Annotated in this window: 17 protein-coding genes and 1 pseudogene; 4 read left to right on the top strand and 14 right to left on the bottom strand. The window is 62.3% G+C overall.

Annotated elements, in window-relative coordinates:
• Positions 1-448: 448 nt before the first annotated feature.
• Positions 449-1,258, top strand: a complete 810-nt coding sequence (locus tag AAFG16_RS09185; RefSeq protein ID WP_342738893.1) for an effector protein NopP — start codon at positions 449-451, stop codon at positions 1,256-1,258.
• A gap of 272 nt (positions 1,259-1,530) precedes the next feature.
• Here the strand turns inward: AAFG16_RS09185 and AAFG16_RS09180 are convergent, their stop codons facing one another.
• Positions 1,531-1,851 carry a hypothetical protein gene (locus AAFG16_RS09180; protein WP_283084410.1) on the bottom strand — a complete coding sequence of 107 codons (321 nt, stop codon included), beginning with the start codon at positions 1,849-1,851 and terminating at the stop codon, positions 1,531-1,533.
• A gap of 321 nt (positions 1,852-2,172) precedes the next feature.
• On the opposite strand from AAFG16_RS09180, the gene AAFG16_RS09175 reads away from it, so the two are divergent.
• Entirely contained in the window at positions 2,173-2,313 is a 141-nt protein-coding gene (locus AAFG16_RS09175; protein WP_342738892.1) for a hypothetical protein, read from the top strand.
• Between the two features lie 496 nt (positions 2,314-2,809).
• On the opposite strand, the pseudogene AAFG16_RS09170 reads toward AAFG16_RS09175, so the two are convergent.
• The 9 genes and pseudogenes from AAFG16_RS09170 to AAFG16_RS09130 form a co-directional block, all read right to left on the bottom strand.
• A pseudogene (locus AAFG16_RS09170) lies at positions 2,810-3,545 on the bottom strand (Arm DNA-binding domain-containing protein); the annotation flags it as partial.
• 122 nt (positions 3,546-3,667) lie between these two features.
• On the bottom strand, positions 3,668-4,570 hold the full coding sequence (locus AAFG16_RS09165) for a hypothetical protein (protein ID WP_342738891.1): 903 nt from the start codon (positions 4,568-4,570) through the stop codon (positions 3,668-3,670).
• Entirely contained in the window at positions 4,567-6,117 is a 1,551-nt protein-coding gene (locus AAFG16_RS09160; protein ID WP_342738890.1) for a hypothetical protein, read from the bottom strand. The genes AAFG16_RS09165 and AAFG16_RS09160 overlap by 4 nt, the downstream gene beginning before the upstream one ends.
• Positions 6,118-6,400: 283 nt before the next feature.
• Positions 6,401-7,399 carry a polyprenyl synthetase family protein gene (locus tag AAFG16_RS09155; protein WP_342740877.1) on the bottom strand — a complete coding sequence of 333 codons (999 nt, stop codon included), beginning with the start codon at positions 7,397-7,399 and terminating at the stop codon, positions 6,401-6,403.
• Between the two features lie 133 nt (positions 7,400-7,532).
• On the bottom strand, positions 7,533-8,876 hold the full coding sequence (locus tag AAFG16_RS09150; protein ID WP_342738889.1) for a cytochrome P450: 1,344 nt from the start codon (positions 8,874-8,876) through the stop codon (positions 7,533-7,535).
• Complete coding sequence (locus AAFG16_RS09145) at positions 8,876-9,721, bottom strand: SDR family oxidoreductase (RefSeq protein ID WP_342738888.1); 846 nt, start codon at positions 9,719-9,721, stop codon at positions 8,876-8,878. The genes AAFG16_RS09150 and AAFG16_RS09145 overlap by 1 nt, the downstream gene beginning before the upstream one ends.
• Positions 9,708-10,016 (bottom strand): ferredoxin, encoded by a 309-nt coding sequence (locus AAFG16_RS09140; RefSeq protein ID WP_092220483.1) that lies wholly within the window; start codon positions 10,014-10,016, stop codon positions 9,708-9,710. Before AAFG16_RS09140 ends, AAFG16_RS09145 begins: the two co-directional genes overlap by 14 nt.
• Positions 10,004-11,305, bottom strand: a complete 1,302-nt coding sequence (locus tag AAFG16_RS09135) for a cytochrome P450 (RefSeq protein WP_342738887.1) — start codon at positions 11,303-11,305, stop codon at positions 10,004-10,006. The genes AAFG16_RS09140 and AAFG16_RS09135 overlap by 13 nt, the downstream gene beginning before the upstream one ends.
• 92 nt (positions 11,306-11,397) lie before the next feature.
• Entirely contained in the window at positions 11,398-12,600 is a 1,203-nt protein-coding gene (locus AAFG16_RS09130; RefSeq protein WP_342738886.1) for a cytochrome P450, read from the bottom strand.
• A gap of 1,189 nt (positions 12,601-13,789) precedes the next feature.
• On the opposite strand from AAFG16_RS09130, the gene AAFG16_RS09125 reads away from it, so the two are divergent.
• Together AAFG16_RS09125 and AAFG16_RS09120 are read left to right on the top strand one after the other, a co-directional pair.
• The gene (locus AAFG16_RS09125; protein WP_342738885.1) at positions 13,790-14,419 is read left to right on the top strand and encodes an FMN-binding negative transcriptional regulator; all 630 of its coding nucleotides are present in this window, start codon (positions 13,790-13,792) and stop codon (positions 14,417-14,419) included.
• A 907-nt stretch (positions 14,420-15,326) separates the two neighbouring features.
• Positions 15,327-16,232, top strand: a complete 906-nt coding sequence (locus AAFG16_RS09120) for a TauD/TfdA family dioxygenase (protein WP_342738884.1) — start codon at positions 15,327-15,329, stop codon at positions 16,230-16,232.
• A 184-nt stretch (positions 16,233-16,416) separates the two neighbouring features.
• Here the strand turns inward: AAFG16_RS09120 and AAFG16_RS09115 are convergent, their stop codons facing one another.
• From AAFG16_RS09115 to trbF, 4 genes are read right to left on the bottom strand one after another with little or no spacing between them, the layout of a single operon-like run.
• The gene (locus tag AAFG16_RS09115; protein ID WP_092220472.1) at positions 16,417-16,659 is read right to left on the bottom strand and encodes a DUF2274 domain-containing protein; all 243 of its coding nucleotides are present in this window, start codon (positions 16,657-16,659) and stop codon (positions 16,417-16,419) included.
• A 2-nt stretch (positions 16,660-16,661) separates the two neighbouring features.
• Complete coding sequence (locus tag AAFG16_RS09110) at positions 16,662-17,867, bottom strand: TrbI/VirB10 family protein (RefSeq protein ID WP_342738883.1); 1,206 nt, start codon at positions 17,865-17,867, stop codon at positions 16,662-16,664.
• Positions 17,864-18,886, bottom strand: a complete 1,023-nt coding sequence (trbG, locus tag AAFG16_RS09105) for a P-type conjugative transfer protein TrbG (RefSeq protein WP_167381183.1) — start codon at positions 18,884-18,886, stop codon at positions 17,864-17,866. Before trbG ends, AAFG16_RS09110 begins: the two co-directional genes overlap by 4 nt.
• Positions 18,883-19,566, bottom strand: a complete 684-nt coding sequence (trbF, locus tag AAFG16_RS09100; RefSeq protein WP_342738882.1) for a conjugal transfer protein TrbF — start codon at positions 19,564-19,566, stop codon at positions 18,883-18,885. Before trbF ends, trbG begins: the two co-directional genes overlap by 4 nt.
• Between the last annotated feature and the right edge of the window lie 16 nt (positions 19,567-19,582).

The following is a 19,582-nucleotide window of genomic DNA, read 5'->3' as shown; positions in this document are numbered from 1 at the left end:
GCACGAGGCCGTGGCGGTTTGCATGCTGATCTCCTATCGAGCTGATTAGGGTCCATAGGAAAGACCGAAATTATGCTCAGTTCGCCAGCCGGACGTCGTCCGAGAATCCCATAGATACAGGCTCCTGTTCCTGCGAGCTGCGCACAATCACGGGGGTGTGCCTAATCCCGCTTATGTCGAGATTTACATAAGCGCGACGACCGGCCCTTCGCCGGGTTCCCGCCGCCGGCAGCGGTGATTACGCCTCGAGCGACCCACGAAGCGAGCATCCCCAGATGCATCTGGCGGTCTTCGCCGGCGTCCTGCAAGCCGGTTGCTACAAAGCCGATCAGAGAATTTTGCCTTCCGTTTATTGTCGGCGTCAGCTTACGGACAGCTAAGCTGCTTATCGGCGGCGCCAGGTCTAATGACCTGAACACAATGCAACAGCCATAGGAGTGTGGTCGCCATGGGCGGTCGAATTAACAATTGGTCGTATGCTCCATCCGCTGATGAGTATCATTACGCGAGCTCCCCGGAGCACAGGAATGCTGACTATTTCGCGGACGCGTTCGGTAGAATGGGATTGCAGGATTCGGGTGCCAGCTCATCCTCGCAGCCGAGTTATTACCTCACTTCAAGATCTCCCGTTGTTGAGATCGACCAAGCCGAATTCCGGGAACGGGTGAGGAGTTTTCATGGTGACGAGATCAATCATATCGCCAACAATCCGCAGGAATACTCAGAATTTGTATCCGAAAGAGCCAGGCGCACCGCGGATGTCGCTAGCAGTTACGCGATCCGAAGGGATTCTGATGCCGCGCGATATTACAGCTACCAACTGGGAAATAGGAGCGTCGGCCTCCAACGAACGGAAGCCGGATTTCCTATGGCGGCTGAGTTCACCAGCCAACGGTGGCGAGAACAATTCCCCGGACGAACTGACGTCACATCAATCGTGGATTTTCAGGTTGCTCATCCGCTCGTCGGCAACGCCGGCGATATTCTGCTTGAGCACCAACTACAGCAAGACGGCGAACGGCCGCTGGTGAACTGGCGTCCTGCCAATGATGAAGCGAGAGCCCGTGCAGAACAAATGGGCTTCGTTCATGTAGATCACAATGATATGGTACTCGATCCCACCCAGTCCAGACAGTGGAGATACAGGGATGGTGAATGGCAACGTGCAACCAATTCTCCGATGTATCTCTCCAAAATCAAAACGCCGAGTGATGATGAACCTTCACCAGAGTCCGATTCGGATGGAGACTTTATGTGACGTGAGATCTCCACCAATCGATTGAGGTGGAGCAGGAGCGCAGACCAACCGACACCTGCGGCTTACGATCGAGCGTTGGACGGAACGAAGCCGAAGTCAAATTCGGCTCAATCCGGAGGTGCGCTACTGACCGCACCGCGGCGGTTTAGGAGAGTTGGTGCCTGTAACAGCAAAAAAGAAAATCCCGGCTTCCAACCGGGGTTTTCGACTTTGGCCCGGGCGGGAGAAGCGGATTGCCTATGGCATGCGCGAGCGTCATTGCGTCCGCGCCATCAGAATTGCGGGTACCACGCATCATCATCGGGCAGCTCCCATTCCCGCAGGCCGGCGACGTATCTGGTCAGAGCGATCACGCCCGTGATCGTGGCTGGCTTCGACCGAATGAGCACATTTGCATGCTCCGTGAGAGCCAGGTTCGTTTGGCCGGTGACTTCGTCGGCGGCAGCAAATTCGGCACCATCCTCGAGCTTAGCCGAAAGCGACGCCGCCGCATCGTAGTGCGCGGACAGCTCGCGGTGGCGCTCGATTACTACGAAGATCAGATCCCGATCGGCTGCAGCAACCGACGGCGTGTAAATTTCTTGCGATGACAATGTTGGCCCCGAGCAAATATGAGGCGCCCGTAGCCCTTACCGGGGAAGGCTATGAATGTTTGACCGTCCGCAGGCACTACACGTAACTTCAGATCGAGCGTGAGGGCCGCCATGCCAATCCTTTGAACGGGAAAATTGAAGGCGCCCGAAATCGTCGAAGAATCCAAACAGGCTAAATCTCACCAAAGCCGTCGGTCGTGTTGCAGACACCCATACGGAGTCAACCGAACGCAGCCGCGACGTTAGCAGCGCTGTCATGACTAAAGGCGGCGCACATTACTCGGTGTGCGCTGGTTTTCTGCGCAGCCAAGCGCTGTCAGTGTGATCATCGTCGATCCGATCTCGGCGTATATGGGCGGCAGCGATGGCAACGGCAACGTCGAGACCCGGGAAGTCCTGTTCTTGCTCCAGGCCAAGGACAACCTGGGGAAGAAGTGCAAGGGGCTGACCTTTCGGCTCTAGCAGCGCCTGGTCAGCGAGGACGTCATGTCATCGAACGTCATGTTCGAGGGCGACCACGTCAGCAATTCGATCGACAAGGCGCTGTCTGCCTCGGAGAACCGCGGAGCCAAGAAGGGCCGCGATCATTTTTTATAAATCGAGCCCGTCTGCAGGCGCTGTCTGCTCTTTACCCGAGTGTCCCGCTGGGGCATTTTCCGCGTGTAGTACGCGCGGGAGAGAACGCGCTCGGGCACCTCGAACTCCCGGGCTGTCCGAATTGTCGGATCACCATGAGATGGTTTCGGTCGGAGTTGGTGCGAGACACTCCGGAATCGATAATTGCCCACCTTTTTGTCTCCCAAATTGCAGGCGCGCTCAGCGTGACCGATACAACGCACGCCGGTGCCGTTTCGCCGTACAAAAATGGGCGCCCTCGTTTCCTTGTGATCGAAGGGGGACTGTAAGGTCGCCGCCTTAGCCGTCTATCGGCCTCGGTCCACATCAGACCGATCACCTAGCTCCTCCGGCAGCCGGTTATCTGGCGGATGATGTCGGCCGTCGTGACGTACTTCCCGTCCTTCTTGCTGCTATTTCGCAGTATCTCGCCAATTATCCGATATTTCGGCTTCTCTGAGCCGGCGGCTCCGCACGTTGTCCGGTTTTCTCAGACCAGGGATTGATGGCGATGATTCCCGCCTCGACGGCGTACGTGAGAATGCCGCCAAGAAGCCCGGCCGTCCGCGTTGCCACTGCGAACAATGACTTTCCCGCGTAGCTTTTTTGTCTTGACCGAGGCTCGCGTCTTGCCGGCCATGATATCCTTCAGTACCTTTGATGTCTGCCTTGGTTTGTCTCACGCGCCGCCTGCTAAGAAGCGGGATGATATGGCGCTCGAATGCGGCGGGTATCGGTGATGATGGTACTGGGCTTCTTCGGCCGTCCACCCTTTCCTAGGATAGGGCCGGCGTTCAGATCGTTGAGGTAAAGAGCGCAGAGCTCCTTGACGGTGATTGCCTTGCCAGAGCTGGCGTTCCTCCGCGGGATTGTCGCTCTGTGCGACACGCCCCAATTGGACCTTCGCCTCCTGCCTCGGCTTTTGGGCGGTCCAGACGCCATGCAAGCCAATGGTGTAGCGGCGCGAGCGGCCTAGTAATCTGTATTGGATGACGCAGCTACGCTTGGCCGGAAGTGAAGATGCGCAGACCGAAACCAGCAAAGGTCACGTCGTGTCGCGGATCCAACACGATCTCCAGATCGTCGTCCTTGCGCCGGCTCAGAGCGGTGTTGCTCATGCTCGCTCCATCCGTCGCATCGGGCCACGGCGTTGCGTCGGACCGGACCGCGGCAGCGCGCGCACGGCGCGCCTCCTGCGACTTCAGGCCGGCGAACGCTGGTCTCGCCCCTGAGGGTCGCTTCGGTAGCGGGTGGCCGAGGTCTGGTAGTACCGCGTGGACATGGCCGCCATGGCCTCGATTAACGATCCCCACGGCGCCGGAAAGCACTCTTCCGCCGTCACCCGGTACAGCATGCGCGTATAGCCGGCCAGCTCGTCGTTGAGGAACTCCACCGCAGGCATAGCTGGATAGCGCTGAAGCAGCAGGATCGCCGCGTTGTCGGCCTCGCCGGCCAACGTGTCCTTGTCGCGTCCGTGCAGATCGTTCTGCAGGCGCCCTATCACAGAGATGAGTCGCAGGACCTGGCGAAACGCCGGACGCGCGCGCAAGGTCGCCATGTCCAGCCCCCACAGCAACGACAGGCAACAGAACACGTTGGCGTAGGCTATCGAATCGATGCCGTTATGCAGGTACTCGGCGTAGGACCAGCGTTCCGGCCCTGCCGCCTGCGCGTGTCCGGCGCGGAGCGCCGCGCAGTAGCGCCTAGTATCGGCGAGAAGCTGAGCATAGTCGCGATGATCGTAGGCTAGCGCGGCCAGCGAAGCGCGCAGCACAGCGCAGCCCTCGAATCCGGGGAGCGCGCACGGCTCGCCCTGCCCCAGCGCCAGCTCCACCGCGGCGAGCTGCTCCGGCACGATCAGGCCAAGGTCGTTGCAATCGTCGAGCCAGAACAGCAGCGCCAGTTCGCGATAGAACGCCACGATAAGTGTTTCGTCCTGCGGATCGCGACCGGTGCGGGCGCTGATGTCACGCAGGCTCGAGCGGATACGCTGCAGAATGTACTGGCCACCGCTGACCGCTTCCACGGCATGCTCGTCAGCGAACCCGGTCAGGGAACGCCCCCACTCCAGCACCTGATGCAGCGCGCGTTCTGCCGGGATCATGGGGTCGCTCCTGCTCTCTCGGTCAGGACGGGCCGCCCCCAACGAAGCGCCAGCCACAAGCCGGCGAGTTCGGCCACGCGCACGACCCGAGTGGGGCAATACAGTTCCTTGCCGATCCACAATGGCGTTTTTGGCAGTGCATGCGCCGCATGGCGGGCGAGCATCCACTCTAGCGCACGCGCCACCACCTGTGCGATGCGCCGGCGCCCTGTGGTTTTTTCTCTCTCGTCCATCACGCGTAATGCGAACAACGCATAGGCGGTTTCCTCGAATGTGGACGCGCGACCGGCGCCCCAGCCGCCGTCGCCGCGCTGCGCCTGCAGCAGCGCCGCCAGCGCGCGCTCGTCCCGCCACTGGGGCTTGCCTTGCGCCAGCGCAGCGACCGCATGCGCGGTGGGATACAGCCACGAAACGTGCCATTTTTCGTTGTCCCATAGACCGTGCGGGTTGCGATTGGCCTCGACGTAGGCGCTGGTGCCGGCGGCCGGCTTTCCCAACAGTCGCAACGCATGCAGGGCGTGGATGTTGGTCGACACCGAGGCATTGCGCTCGCCGGGGAAGGTGACGAACAGCTCGCCGATTTCAAAATGGCGCAACGCATTGACCGCCGCGTCGCGGCCTGCAAGGTGCAAGACGCATAACGCAACGGCCGTGTCGTCCGCATCAGCCGCGAAATGCAAGGCCGGACCCAGACCGCGCACGCTCAGGCGGGCGTCGAGCTGCGCGACAATCACGCGGACCGGCTCGGCGAGCGCGGGATGCGCGAACAGCCCGGCCAGATGAAGGGTGTACAGCGACCAGCATGGCTCGAACACATTGATCGGCCACACGTTGGGAACGACGCCTTCGATGCCGCTGCGCGTCGCCCGCGATGCCATCTGGAGATACGCATCCGCGCGCCCGACCTGTGGCGTGCTTCCCCGCGTCACGGCGTACGCACGCCACGCGGCGGTGGCCGCCGGACTGATGCCGATGCTCCCCTCGTCATCCGGGTATGCGGTCGTCGGCGACGTCCCCCAGGCTTCCCAGGAGTGCAGCAACGGATGACCGCTCGGCAACATCGCCAATGCCCGCAGCTTGTCCAGGCACGCTTGTCGCAACGGCAACAGCGCTGGATGGCGCGGAAACGCCGCGTCACCCAGCAAGGATGCGGCCTCACCGCAAAACTGCGGCAGGATCAACTCCGCGCCGATCGGCGCGTCTTCCGCCACCGCATGCGCGTAGGGATCGGGTTGGACCTGGAGGAACCGGATTGCAGCCCCGACAGCGTCGGCAGCACCGGGAAGAGGATCGGCGCGCTGCAATGCCAATAACGCTGCCCAGGTGGGCGCATGCCGGAACAGCGGGAAGTCCGCGCTTCCCCATCCGCCGTCGGCCTGTTGCTGCGCGATGAGCCACGCGTATGCGTCCTGCCGACCGGTGACGTTGCCGTGGAAGCGCAGCACCCGCGCCGTGTCGTAGACGGACGGACCGACGCTGCCGCCATCGCTCATTTCGCTCAGCAGGCCGCGCAATTCGGAAAGAATCTGTTCGGACAGCGCGTTCACGATGGATGTTCCTTATGCAGACGATTGAAGAGAACCGGGATCGGGCAGAGGCAGCCCATGTCGCCCGCATGCTCGTCGCGTAGGCAGCGCCGGACGGCCGCCCTGCTCCGGCGTGGCGAGGTCCCCGATGCTCGCGCCGGTCCGCCGCGTAGGCTTGCGCGCGGGGGCCGCGTGCGCCCGGGGCGGGCAACCGCTGCGATCGGCACCGCGACTCGGACAAAGTGCAGCATCTCTCGCCGTCGATCGCAGCGGCACAAGGGCGTCTTCATCCGGACGGGCGCGCTCATGCGCATGGCGCGTGCTTGAAAAGATACGCGTTGGCCCGCTCTAGGAGTTGCGCCAACCGTTCCGCACGCGGTCCCAGCGGCGCGATGGCCTCCCCGGCATCGCGCAACAGATCCAGCGCGAACTGGCGTGCTGCCTGCAGTCCCATGATCGACGCGCAGGTCGGCTTCTGCGCCGCCGCGTCCTTGCCGGGGGTCTTGCCCAGCGTCGCGGCATCCGCTGTCACGTCGAGAATGTCATCGATCACCTGCAACGCCAGGCCGAAACAGGCGCTGTAGTGATCGAGCGCACAGTACAGCGCAGCGTGCGCGGCATTCTCCGCTAGAGCGCATAAGGCGCCCATGCGAACGGACGCGCGCACTAGCGCTCCGCTCTTCATCCGGTGCATCGCCACGATCCTGTCCAGCTCGACGTGCTTTCCCACCAGAGACAGATCCAAGGCCTGCCCGCCGGCGGCACCCTCGGCTGACACCGCCTGCGCCAGTTCGCGCACGAGCGCGATACGGTTGTCGCCCGGCGCGTCCAGGTTCGCCAGGGTCAGGAAGGCGTGCGCTTGCAGCGCATCCCCGACCAGGATCGCTGTAGCTTCGCCGAACTTGACGTGCACGGTCGGAAGGCCGCGGCGAAGCACGTCGTCGTCCATCGCGGGCAGATCGTCGTGGACCAGGGTGCAGGCGTGTATCATCTCGATGGCGGCGCCAACGTCATCGAGCATGTGCGCCGGCGCGTCGGCCAGTGTGCCGGCAGCCAGACATAGCAAGCCGCGGGTGCGCTTCCCGCCATGCAAGGTGGCGTAGCGCATCGCCGCCATCAGCTCGGTCTCACCGTCGTGTTGGGCGCAGAGAAGACGCGCCAGCACCTGTTCGATCCGGTTTGCGCCCTCATGCATCCAGATCTCGGGCAGCAGCCCGCCGGATGCGCCCCGCGCCTGGGCGCCCAATCCGCCGAGCGCGGAATCACCACTTCTGTCATCCTGTGGCGTAGAACCGGGCTGCATGTTGTTCATGTCCTTGTCCCTGACAGGCGAGCCGCCGCGGTGTTGTCTGCGTCGCACCGAGCGCGCGCCGAGTGCAGCAATCCCGCGCCTCGCCCGCGCCCCTGCCTCACCATAGGGGCATGTGATGCCCAGCTCATGAGAATCCGATGCGGATGGTCATGGACGGATGTGCGGTCGGGTAATAGCGGCGGCCTTTTTCGACGCCGTTCAGCAACCGCGGCCGCGTCCCGCCCTCGTGCATGGTCAGCGCCAAGGCGACGCAGAACTGCACCAGTTCCAGACATGCCAGGTGGTAGCCGATGCAGACGTGTGGGCCGGTCCCGAACTGCAGCATGTCCACCGGCCGGATAGGCTCGGTGCGTTCCAGCCACCGCGCCAGGCGAAACTGATGAGGCGCCTCGTACAGCAGCGCCGAGGTCGAGAAATGCAGCACCGGGATGCATAGATCGGTGCCCGCGGGAATGCGCCGTTGGCCGAGTCGCAATTCACGCACTGCGCGACGCACCAGGAGCGGCGTCGGCGGATGCATGCGCAGCGTCTCGCGGAACAGCGCTTCGGCGACCGGACACTGCGCCAAGTCCGCGTGCCGGGTCGGCACCGCGCCCACGCGTTGCGCCTCCTCGACCAGAGCGTCCCACAGCCCAGGCTGCCGCGCCAGCTCGATTACTATCCAGGCCATAGTCGACGCCGTGGTGTCGTGACCACCGAGCAGCAGCAAGCGGATATTGGCGACTAGGACCTCATCGGAGAGCGCATCGTCGCTCCGGTCGAAGGCGCTCACCATGTCGTTGATCAACCCGGTGGACGCGGCATGTTCGCGCGCGTCGCGAACGAACTCGCGCAACCGCGCATCGATCCAATCTCGGGCGGCCCGACCGCGCCGCAAGGGCAGTCCGGGCAGGTCGACCGAGGGCGCGACGATCAACTGCAGAAGTTGCCGGTACTTGCGACGCCATTCCGGCAGGTCCTGCGCGGGGATTCCCATGAGGCTGAAGATGAGTTTGAGCATTAGATCGCCTGTTTCGCGCAGGATGGTTACGTCGCCCCGGTCGCGCCACCTCTGCACCCGCGCCCGGATGACGGGCGCGAACAGCTCGCCGATGCCCGCCTGGGTCAGCGCCGTGGGCAGGAACGCCGCCTGGATCGCGCCGCGCGCCTGCCGGTGCGCGCCGCCGTCCTGGGCGACCAACGTTCCACCGAACAATTCGGGCGCGATATCTTCGATCAGCGCCGAGGACACATCCTTGTGGCGGAGCAGTGCGATCGCATCCGGATCCAGACAGGTCACCATGTGTCCGGCAGGGCCGAAGTCCAGCCAAAAGTGGCTGCCCAGCGTCCGTTCCGCACGCCGCAGCAGGCGCGGCAGGTCGCAGACGATAGCGGGAAGGTGCCCGACCAAGGGGAAAGCGCCGGGCACGACCGGGATGTCGTGCCGCAGCCGATCTCGACGGTTCAGCGGGTTGAGCAGCATGTCCATCACGAGCGCGGCGACGCAGCCGCTTCGGCGGTCTCGCCGGAAGGCGGCGCGGCGCGGCTGTTTCCACCGTCGGCGTACGTCGGCACATGCGCCAGCATGCCGCCGTCGATGCACACCACTTGGCCGGTGATGAACGCAGCATCGTCAGAGAGTAGGAACGCCACCAGCGCGGCCACGTCCTCGGGGCGGCCGACGCGCGGCAGGAGCTGGTGCCGGCGGAGATGCCGTTGCATGCACTCGTCCAGCTTGGCCAGGAGACGCTCGGTCATGATGAGACCCGGCGCAACCGCGTTGCAGCGGATCTTCGCATGACCGTACTGGGTGGCGAGCGAGGCCGATAGCATGTTCATCGCCGCCTTCGATGCGGCGTAGGACGTCAGCGTGGTGTCACCGCTGAGTCCCTGGCACGACGACATGTTGACAATCGCGCCACCGCCGCGGGCGATCATCCCAGGGATGGCCCGCCGGCAGCAGAGCAATGTGCCGCGCAGATTGGTTGCCATGGTCTCATCCCAGACCGCCAGGTCCAGGTCGAGGATCGCGCGGTCGCGCGGAGTCAGATGCATGGCGCCCGCATTGTTCACCAGGAGATCGACCGCACTGAAGTGCCGCTCCGCCGCATCGAACAGCGCTGCCACAGCCTGCGCCTCGGCAATGTTGATGGCCAGAGCCAGCGCGTGGCCCGCCTCGGCCGCGATTTGGGCGGTACAAGCCGTGGCCGCCGAACCATCGATGTCGGCGACCACCACTTTGCCGCCCTCGCGCGCGATTGCGAGGGCGCATGCCTTGCCGATCCCGGCGCCGGCGCCGGTCACCACGGCCACCTTGCCTTCAAACCGTCCCATCGTGTCCTCTTGGATTGCGTTGGTCTCTCGCGGCATGCCGCTCCGCGTCCGCTGGAGAAGGCGCACTGTCGGCGCTGGCGCGCTCCTCACGGCTAGCTTCGCTTCTGATGACCCGAATGGCGGCGACCGGGCACTGGCTGGCTGCGAGACGCACGGCCGCGTGCAGCGCCTGCGGAACTGTCGCCCCGCACACTTCGGCCACGCCGTCCGATTCGCGCTGGCGAAAAATACCCGGTAGCGTCAGCGCGCACTGTCCGCTGGTTCCGCACAGATCCTGGTCGACTAAGACTCGCATCGCAGCCCCTGCGCATGCAGCCGCACCGGCAGCGCGCGGAACGTCCTAAGGAATGCGGAGGGCTCCCGGGTCGGCAGCTCGGCCAATGCCAGCGTGGGGAAGCGCGCCTGAATCCGCGGCAAACTTTCGGCCAACTGCACCCGGGCCAGTTGCGCACCGAGGCAGAAGTGGATGCCGTGGCCGAAGCTCAGCATGATCTTCCCGTCGGTCGACATGCCGGGACTAGTGCCGTAGAACCGGGAAGGATCGAAGCGGTCGGGATCGGCGAAGGCGTCGGAATCGCGATTCCCAGACGCGATCAGCACGCGCACGTCCGCGTTCTTCGGGATCACCACCCCGCCTAATTCGATGTCGTGCTGGGCGATACGCGGAATGGAGCTGAACATGGCGGGCGCGTCGCAACGCAGGACCTCTTCGACGAATGCCTTCACCCGCATGGCGTCTCCCTGCAGCCAGTGCCGCTGTTCGGGATAGGCCAGCATCGCCAGGACCGCATGGTCGATGGTCGCAGCAGTGGTGACGAAGCCACCCAGCAGCATACCCCACAACATGCTGATCAACTCCGCATCTGAAAGCGTGTCGGCATCATCGTCGTGTGCGAGGACCAACATCGACACGATGTCGTGGCACGGATCGGTGCGCTTACGCTGTATGAGAGCGCCGAAGTAGGCCTTCACTTTGGCACTGGCCGCGTCCGCCGCGGCGAGCCGGGAATCGCTGGCGTGTGGGCTCAGGCCTTCCAAAATGGCGCCGTTGCCCGCGGCGAGCCCGAACATGTCGTCCTGGGGCATGCCGAACAGTTCGGCGAAGACCAGTATGGGCAAGGCCAGCGCGAATTCCCGATGCAGGTCCACGGCCTCCCCGCGCTCCAGCGCGGGCGTCATGCCGTCCAGCCGCGCTTCGACGATCCGCGCGATGCTCGGCCGCAGGTTGTCGATCTGGCCCATGGTGAAATCGCGCGAGATCAGCCGCCGCAGACGCGTATGCGTCGGTGGGTCCTTCATCGCTAGCGTGGAGGCCAGCAGATTGAGCGACAGGCTGGTCGCCGCATGCGGAAAATAGCGCGCCAGTTCGCCCGGCGGCGGTCCCCGAAACGCATCGCCCGTGGCCTTGAGGGCCCAGTAGATGTCGGCGTGGCGGCTCAACAGAAAAAGGCCCGACGCCGCGCGATGCACCGGGTCGTGCTCGCGCAACCACCGCATGAACGGATACGGGTCGTGGATCCACGCTGGCGACGCCAGTTCGGCGAACGCGTCCCGGCATGCTGCCGTGGTTTCTTGCACGTCCATCTTCGTTACCTGTTGGCTGGCTGATCTGAGCGATGCAGGCAGGTGCGCCGGCAAACCGCGGACACGATTGCGTCCCCAGCGGCGTCCGCACATCACCAGAAAACCGGGAACTCCTCGAACCCGCCAGTGATGATCTCCTTGCGCAACTTCAATTGTTCGGGCGCGACGGCCAAGCGCAGCGCGGGAAAGCGCTTGAAGATCGAACCGAACACCGCCTTGAGTTCCAGCCTGGCCAGCTCTCCGCCGATACAGGAGTGCGGACCGTAAGAGAACGCCAGGTGCGGCTTTTCCTGGCGCCCGATGTCGAAGATTTCCGGCGCGTCGAAATGGCGAGGATCGAACGACGTTGCCGGCAGGCCGACCAGCACCTTGCTCTCGGCGGGAATATGCACGCCCGCGATGGTCACGTCGGTTTTCGGATAGCGCATGATGCCGTCCCAGCCCGCGCCCGGCGGATACATGCGCAGGATTTCCTCCACGGCCTTGTCCACCAGGGATGGATCGCCGACCAGGCGTTCGCGCTGTTGCGGATGGCGGAACATGGCCAGCAGGCCGCATTCGATCTGCGCGACGGTGCTCTCGTGCCCCGCCACCAGCATGCCTGCCGCCAGGCCGATTGCTTCTTCCTCGGTCGCCTTGCCCTGGTCGACCGCCGCGAGCAGATCCGTCAGCAGGTTGTCGCCCGGATTCTGGCGCTTGTCCCGCATCTTGTCGCGAATGTAGGCGCGCAGTTCTTCCCAGGCCAAGCGCGACGCCCTGCGCGGGCCGCTTTCATGCTGGTGCGTCATCACCTCGTCGGACAGCCGAGCGAAAAAGGCGTGATCCTCATAGAGCAGGCCCATCAGGGCGCTGATGACCATCGCCGGAAGCGGAAACGAGAGGTGGCGCCGCAAGTCGGCGGGCTGGCGCTGGGCCGCCAGGTTCTCGAACAACTGCGCAGCGATCGCCTCGACATGCGGCGTCAGCAGCTTCACCCTGCGGCTGCTGAAGGCCGGCGCGACGAGCGTGCGTAACCGGACATGCTCGCCCCCCTCGTGCGACACGAGCCACCCCAGCGAACCAAGAATCACCGAATCCGGGGTGAACGCCGTCGGCGGCATTCCCGCCGGCCGGAACGCCGCGTCCGACAGCGCCGCCTTGGCCTCGTCGTAGCCTGTCACCCACCAGCCTTCGTGCCCAGACGGCAAACGCACGCGGTGTATCGGACCGTTGGCGCGCAGCGCCAACATCTCGGGCGAGGGCTCGATGTGATCGACGCGCCACATCGGCAGCATCGGCAGGGGTTGTTCGGACACGGTAGCACTTCACTCTCTAAGCGATGGAGGGGCGCAAGGTGCCCACAGGCGCTGCGGTCACCGACTTTACGTGCGCTTGCGTTCACTTCTGTTGGTCGATGATGCGGCGGGGAAGGCAACCGAACCGTAGGGCGTCAAGTTGGCTTTAGCCAGCTACCGAATCTTGTAGTAGACTCCTAGGCTAAGCGCCTGGTGCCGCAAAACATATGCGGAAACTCTGTCGCCATGCGCTACCATACGGAAACCTATTTTAGATGGGTATCCGCCTATGTTGGTTGGCCTCATGCGCGTCTCGGAACACGGGCCTGCAGCGGGATGCGCTGCTCGGCTCGCCATCGTGACCTCGCTCGAAGGACAATTGGGTGCGTTCCACTCGCTGACCGAGAACCTGCACACGGCGATGCCCTCGGGCGAATTCCTGTTCCGGGGGCGCCGCGCTCGCGCAGAGCGCGCTTTAATCTAGGACCATGTTGCAAGCCACTTGCGCACGTTCGCGTTGGCACCATTGCCAAACTCAAGAACCGCGTTCTCGTCGATGAAATACGCGGTTGCGGAATCCGGCGCGGCGCAACCTCGCCCGCCTCGGCTTCGTCATCGAACCCAAAGCCGGCTAGCTCTGCCAGCGCCCGCTTCCGCGGGAGATAGGGGCACCCTCGCTACGGCGTATTCGGTCGCGGCCTCAACCTGATCGCGCGTCAGCGATGGAATCGACAATCTCCTCGGCCGATTGCCCTCGGGCGAGGCGTCCACCATAGACGGGAACTCTCGTGTTTTAATGACCGGTTGGTGCGATCACCTTCGACTTCTACCCACCGACGCAGTTCAGACGATGAAGACGGCTTTAGAGGTCGGTGTCGATCTTGCCAAGATCAAGGACTGGTTCGCCTAACCCGACTCGGTACGGGTCGAGGGACAGCTGCCGGATCGCTTCATACAGGCGAGCCGGGGTACGATCTCTGAAGGTCCATGGATGCCTGGCTCAGCCCGCAGGAAAATAGCTACGGAAACACCAACCCAACGGCAGCTTCACGCACTGAAGCGGCTGAGTGGAATTGCCCGTGTCCCAAATAAATCCGAAGCCGTCACGTCGAAAGAGGAAGCGGAGAAGCTCTACGGGAGCGACTAAAACTGGCAGTTTTCTCGCATATCGACTTGCGTCTATCTCGACGACCTGCAACGGAGAGCCTTCATGTACATACCAACCCACTTTCGAGATGACGACATCGAGAATATTCGAGCGACAATCCACTGCGCCCCATTGGCCAACCTAGTCACAGCAACATCAGATGGGCCACTTGCGACGCCTCTTCCGCTCTTCCTCGACGAGAGCGAAGGCGAACACGGCGCACTATACGGGCACTTGGCGAAGGGCAATCCGCAATGGCGCACGGCCCCGATCGGAGAAGCTCTGGCAATCTTTACTGGCGCAGAGGCTTATGTGACGCCATCCTGGTATCCTAGCAAGCGACAAGCTGAACATGTGGTTCCGACATGGAATTACATCGCGGTCCACGCCCATGGGCCGATTGAGTTCTTCGAGGATCCCACTCGCCTGCTTGAGGTTGTGACGCGTCTGACGAATATCCATGAGACATCACGTGCGACGCCCTGGGCCGTCAGCGATGCCCCCGCGGATTTCATCGGCGCCCAGTTGCGTGAAATCGTCGGCGTGCGCATCCCTATCACCATGGTCCAAGGCAAACGCAAGATGAGCCAAAACCGCCCCACGCCTGATCGCATTGGTATCGCCACCGGCCTAGCGGCGAGCAAACTGGCACGGGACCAGGAAGTTGCAGCTCTTATCTTGGTTCAGGACTGAGACGAAAATGTGCATGACCAGCAGCGCCGCAGCCATCTTACATCTACAGCTCTCACGAACCCCAGCGGTCGGGGCATCAATTAACTCGCGAAATTTACGAACGGAAACGTCAGCTCGGCTTGCCGCACTGTGCAGACACTTGTCCGTATTCTGACAGAGGCACAATCTGTGTCAGGTCCAGTACAACGCGCATAGTAAGCGTCCAGACTTTCGAAAGCCCATTCGACTCTGCGGCTCCCTGCGCCGCCCGGGATGGCCATTGCTCAAAACAAAGCAATCCAGAAAAGAGCCGCGGAGGCAGCAATGCTCACGCTCTGCAAACTCCATCTCGCCCCCCGGAAGCAATTACATTGTTGAACCAATTCGCGCACAAGTGACAACGACTTGGAATGGAGACTCACCTCAGCGAGTTGCGAGCCGCGCAACTCCGTCTAGGAGCATGAGCAAGCAAGAGCCGCGACGCTTGTATATGCAGGCCAATGATTTGTCCCCAGAAAGAACCGTCATCGTCATAGTGAGCGATATGCCAGTTGAGACGGAACTTGCCCGCAATCTCGGTCTCGTCAACGTATCAATCGTGGGATGATTTGTTTTCGAGGGGCGCTTCCGCGCGGCAGGGCCGGACTACATAATCATGACCACCATAATCTATTGCCATTCAAGACCTGCCGTTTGCTCGCTCCTGGTGTCGCTTCGCGATTCGACATTCGAAGGGGTGGCTCGGTGAGCGAGTTCTTTCGTCACTCGGCCCAACCACTGGCTCAGTTCGAGTGACTCGTGCCAAATGCCACGATTCGTTTACTGCCCATGATCGAGTACATACTTGCGTTTTGCTTGGCACGATGCTTGCTGAAGATCATTTGTCCCAAGGGGTGAGGAAGAACTGCAAAGGCTTGGAAAAGCAAAGATGAGCACAAACGCTTTGATCGGAGGCGCCATTCCGAGCACCGATGTTGCGAAACGTGCAGCGCGCATCGGTGCCGAAGTCAAAAATATCAAGCTATCAGGCGACCTACCGGACCACACGATCGCCGCGATCAACAGCTTATTGCTCGAGCACAAGGTGATCTTCTTCCGCAATCAAGGACATCTCAATGACGCTGAGCATGAGCGCTTTGCCGCTCGTCTCGGAAAGCTAGTGCCACATCCGATGCTCGGTGCTACCAAAGGGATGGCGTCGCTCCTCGAACTGGACTCCACTCGCGGCGGCGGTCGTGCCGACGTTTGGCATGCGGATGGGACCTTCGCCGACGCCTATCCCAAGATTTTGGTCCTGCGGGCCGTTGTAATGCCAATGTTCGGAGGCGACACCGTATGGTCGAACACAGCTGCCGCTTATCTTGGTCTGCCGCCGCCGCTACAACGGCTTGCCGAGGCCCTATGGGCCGTTCACAGCAACGTCTTCGATTACGCCGGGATCGCGCGGGTCCGTGAGGTCGACAAGAAACATTTTGACGAGGTGTTCACCAGAACGGTTTTTGAGACCGAGCATCCCGTCGTACGCGTCCATCCCGAAACGGGCGAGCGGACGCTAGTGCTCGGCGCCTTGGTGAAGCACTTTATTGGAATCCGCAAATACGACGGACAAAAGCTATTCGATCTGCTCCAGTCTCACATCACCGCGCCCGAAAACACTGTGCGTTGGAATTGGTTAGAGGGCGATATTGCGCTGTGGGATAACCGCGCAACGCAGCATTACGCGGTCAACGATTACGGGGACCAGCATCGCGTCGTACGTCGGGCCACGATCGAGGGTGACGTGCCTGTCAGTGTCGATGGCCGGAGCAGTGTAACGCGAAAGATGACCAAATAACTGCACGTCGACGCCCCCGCGCCCCGCGCTGAAAACTGGGAAAAATTGGCAATCGGAGCTGTTTCGGGGCAAACTCGAAAGCACTTTGCGACGCCATATCTCAGCTCTTGATGCCAACTCGGCAGCGTTTCGCTGTGCTGGCAACTATTTAGCGTGGGCAACGGCTTCGAGGAAACCACGAGCATCACTGTCCTTCGCCGGTGGCCGGTACGTGGCCTTCACGTTTCAGTTTAGAAAATTCTCGGTCAGTGGCCATAAAGCGCGCCAACATTGGGGCGATGAGTTTAGTTGGATCGACCAGTTGACCACACTGACGCGTAAGCACTTCTGCATATGCAATGAGATCACGATGCACGGCCGCGGGCAGCTCCGCACTCACTTTGACCGGCTTGTCGTCTGGAAGCTCTCCTATTCTAAGCTTGGGCATCCCTATCCTCCATATGGCGCAAGTATGAGGTCGCGATTGACGAGAACACGAACCGGGAAACCAGGTCGCACGGTCAGCGTGGGCTGGATGTTGAGACTGCGCCGAACTACCTGCTGTCCGGTCTGGTTCAGTGAGTCCGAGGCGCCGTGCCGCAATGCTTGGATGATTGCGCTGTCGTTGCTGTTGGTATCAGAGCCGGCTCCCAGTTCGGTCCCGACCGCCAGAAACGTGGACAGTGCCGCAGCCTTAAACAGCTCACCCCAGTGATTGTCGACCTGGTCTTCGAGGCCTGCATATCCTGCGGCATCAGCGCCAGGCTGCCGCTCGAGAACGATAGAACGTCCATTCGGCATGATCAACCGGGTCCAGACGAGCAGGACACGGGACTGGCCGAAAGCGACCTGGCTATCGTAGACCCCGATCAGACGCGCTCCCTGGGGCACAAGCAGAAAGCGGCCGGTCGGTGAGTCAAAAAGGTTCTCCATGACCTGCGCGGTCACTTGGCCTGGAAGGTCCGATCGGATCCCGGTGATAAGCGCCCCTGAAATCACCGTCCCAGCCTGCACGATGTATGGTGAAGAGGGTTTGGCGATACGGTCAGGGCTTACCGCTCGGCGGTCCACAGAGGCGTTCACGAAGGCAAGCTTGCGGTCCTGGCCGTTCTGCGCAGATCCATCATCGCCAGTGCTCGTTGCATTCGGTGGCGTGACTCGGTCGTTTTCAACCGCCGCAGCGGACGGACGCGCTCCGCCATTGATCGCAGCGAACAAATGGCTGGTGCGGGCTGCCTCGGTCTCTTGTTCCCGGCGCTGCTGCTCCGGATCGGAGCCGATCGCCGGTGACTGGCCCTGAGCGGCAAGGATCGGCCGACCAAGGTCGCCGGGGAGCGGCGGACCAAGCTGCGGGATTGGCTGGCGCGGAACGCCGGCATAGTCCTTCGGCAGCATCGTAATTCCGTCGGCAACATTGTGATGGTCGGTACTGTAAAGCTCATCGGCCGCTTGATTGCGTGGATGATTGCTCTGCAGCGACCCCAGCACCGCTCCGCCGATGACAAGTAATGCAACTGCGCTCCCGCCGGCCAGGATCTTCCGCGACAATCGCGTCACGCGCGGATGCTCTGCTCTCAAGCGGAAGCTCCTGGACTGATCCTCTTGTGTCTCAGGCGGAGCGGCTTGTTCCTGATCGTTTCCATTCCGGGTGTTCATGACGACGGCCTCCCGTCGGTCCGAACAATGCGGACCTTCTGCTGGTGCTCGCCGCCAAGCCGCAGTTCCGCGGCAGCAAATAGCCGGTCGACGATCAATACGTTGCCGTAAGCGCGGTAGTTGACGAGTTCAGTCTTGCCGTCTGGACCGATGGCGAAGAGCGGAGGCATCTCGCCCTGCACGATGCCTTGCGGGAATTCGACATAGACCTTGCGGCCATCGTCATATGCTGCGAGCGGCCGCCAGGGAGGACTGTCGCCTTCGATGGCATAGCGGGAGATTCGCTGCGCCGGATCTGGAAGGACGGGCTTCAGAGCAGCTGAACGCGACCGTTCGCGTACCGTCTCAGGATAGTACCAGGCAACGGATGGCATGTATGGCCGCTCGCGGGAGCGTAGCTCGATCAGGTAGGTGCGCCGGTCAGTATTGACCACCAGGTTGGTCTCGATCGAAGCTCGGGTCGGCTTGACCAGGATGTGGACACGCCGTGTGTCCCCGCTCCCGCTCTCGGTATCGCCCACGACCCAGCGTACGGTATCTCCGGCCGCGATCGGCCCTGATCCCGTCAACTGTTCTCCCTCCTCGAGCGCGATATCCGTGATCTGCCCCGGCGCGGCGTAAATCTGATAGAGCGCGCCGGGACTGTAGGCGTAGATTTGCGCCGCGTTGAAATAGCCCCGCTTGCGCGGTTCGACCCGGGCTGCGCTATTTGCTGTCTCAACCCGGCTCACGGGTTCAGCATCTTCCTTCTCTCCCGACTTGCCGCCGAGAGCGGGCTTCCAGAGGGGTGGAACGTGAAGCGATCGCGATCTGTCGTTGACAGCCACCGGCGTCGCCGATAGCGGAGGCACTTCGGTGTCATAGCTGATCTCCGGCGGAATGTAGGTCGCGCACCCACCGAGCGCCGACGGACAAAGCAGAATAGCGGACAGGACTGCACGCTTCGAGTTCACGAACACGGTCCAAGCCGAATTGAGCTTGCTGCGCTTCGAATTAACGTCAAATTGCGTCTTGGTCACTGACTCAACTCCTTTGACCAGTTGATCGCGCGGACGTAAACGCCAAGCGGATTCTTGCGCAGGCGTTCGGCGTCGCGGGGCGTCTCGATGACGATCGAGAGAATTGCAGTCCAGCGCTCAATCGAGCTCGACGAACCGTTGTCGTAGGTGCGCTGGGTCCAAGCCACCCGAAAGCTCTCCGAAGAGGCGCGAATGACGCTCGAGACCTCGACGGAGATTTGCGCCTTACCCAGCTTTGCGAACGGGTCGTTGTTGCGCGCGAAGTCGTTGAGCGCAGCCGCGCCGCGATCGGTTGTAAAATCATAGGCCCGAAGCCAGTTTTGGCGCAGAACGATTCCGTCGGCAGGTAGGCTCCTGACATCCTCGATAAAGCGCGCCAGATGGTAGGCAATCTGCGCATCAGTCGGCTGATAGTCGATGTCAGCTGGCGCAACCCTTTGGGCCTTTCCAAGATGATCGACCTCAACCACCCACGGCGTGATCGAGCCTTGATTTGATTGCCAGACAAGTCCACCCGCGAGACCGACTGAAAGCATCAAGCAACCGAATGCCATCAGGCGCCAGTTCTTCGCTTGCACTCGCGCCGATCCGATGCGTTCGTCCCAAACCTGAGCTGCCTTTTGATAAGGCGTAGTCGGCTCGGGCATTCGCCCGTAGTGTACTGATGATCGTTTGAACATCGATGGTTGCCCCTGG

This window comes from Bradyrhizobium sp. B117, assembly GCF_038969555.1.
In the GTDB taxonomy this organism is placed as follows: Bacteria; Pseudomonadota; Alphaproteobacteria; order Rhizobiales; family Xanthobacteraceae; genus Bradyrhizobium.
The sequence above is the reverse complement of the archived record's forward strand: the minus strand, read 5'-3'. Positions and strand labels throughout refer to the sequence as shown.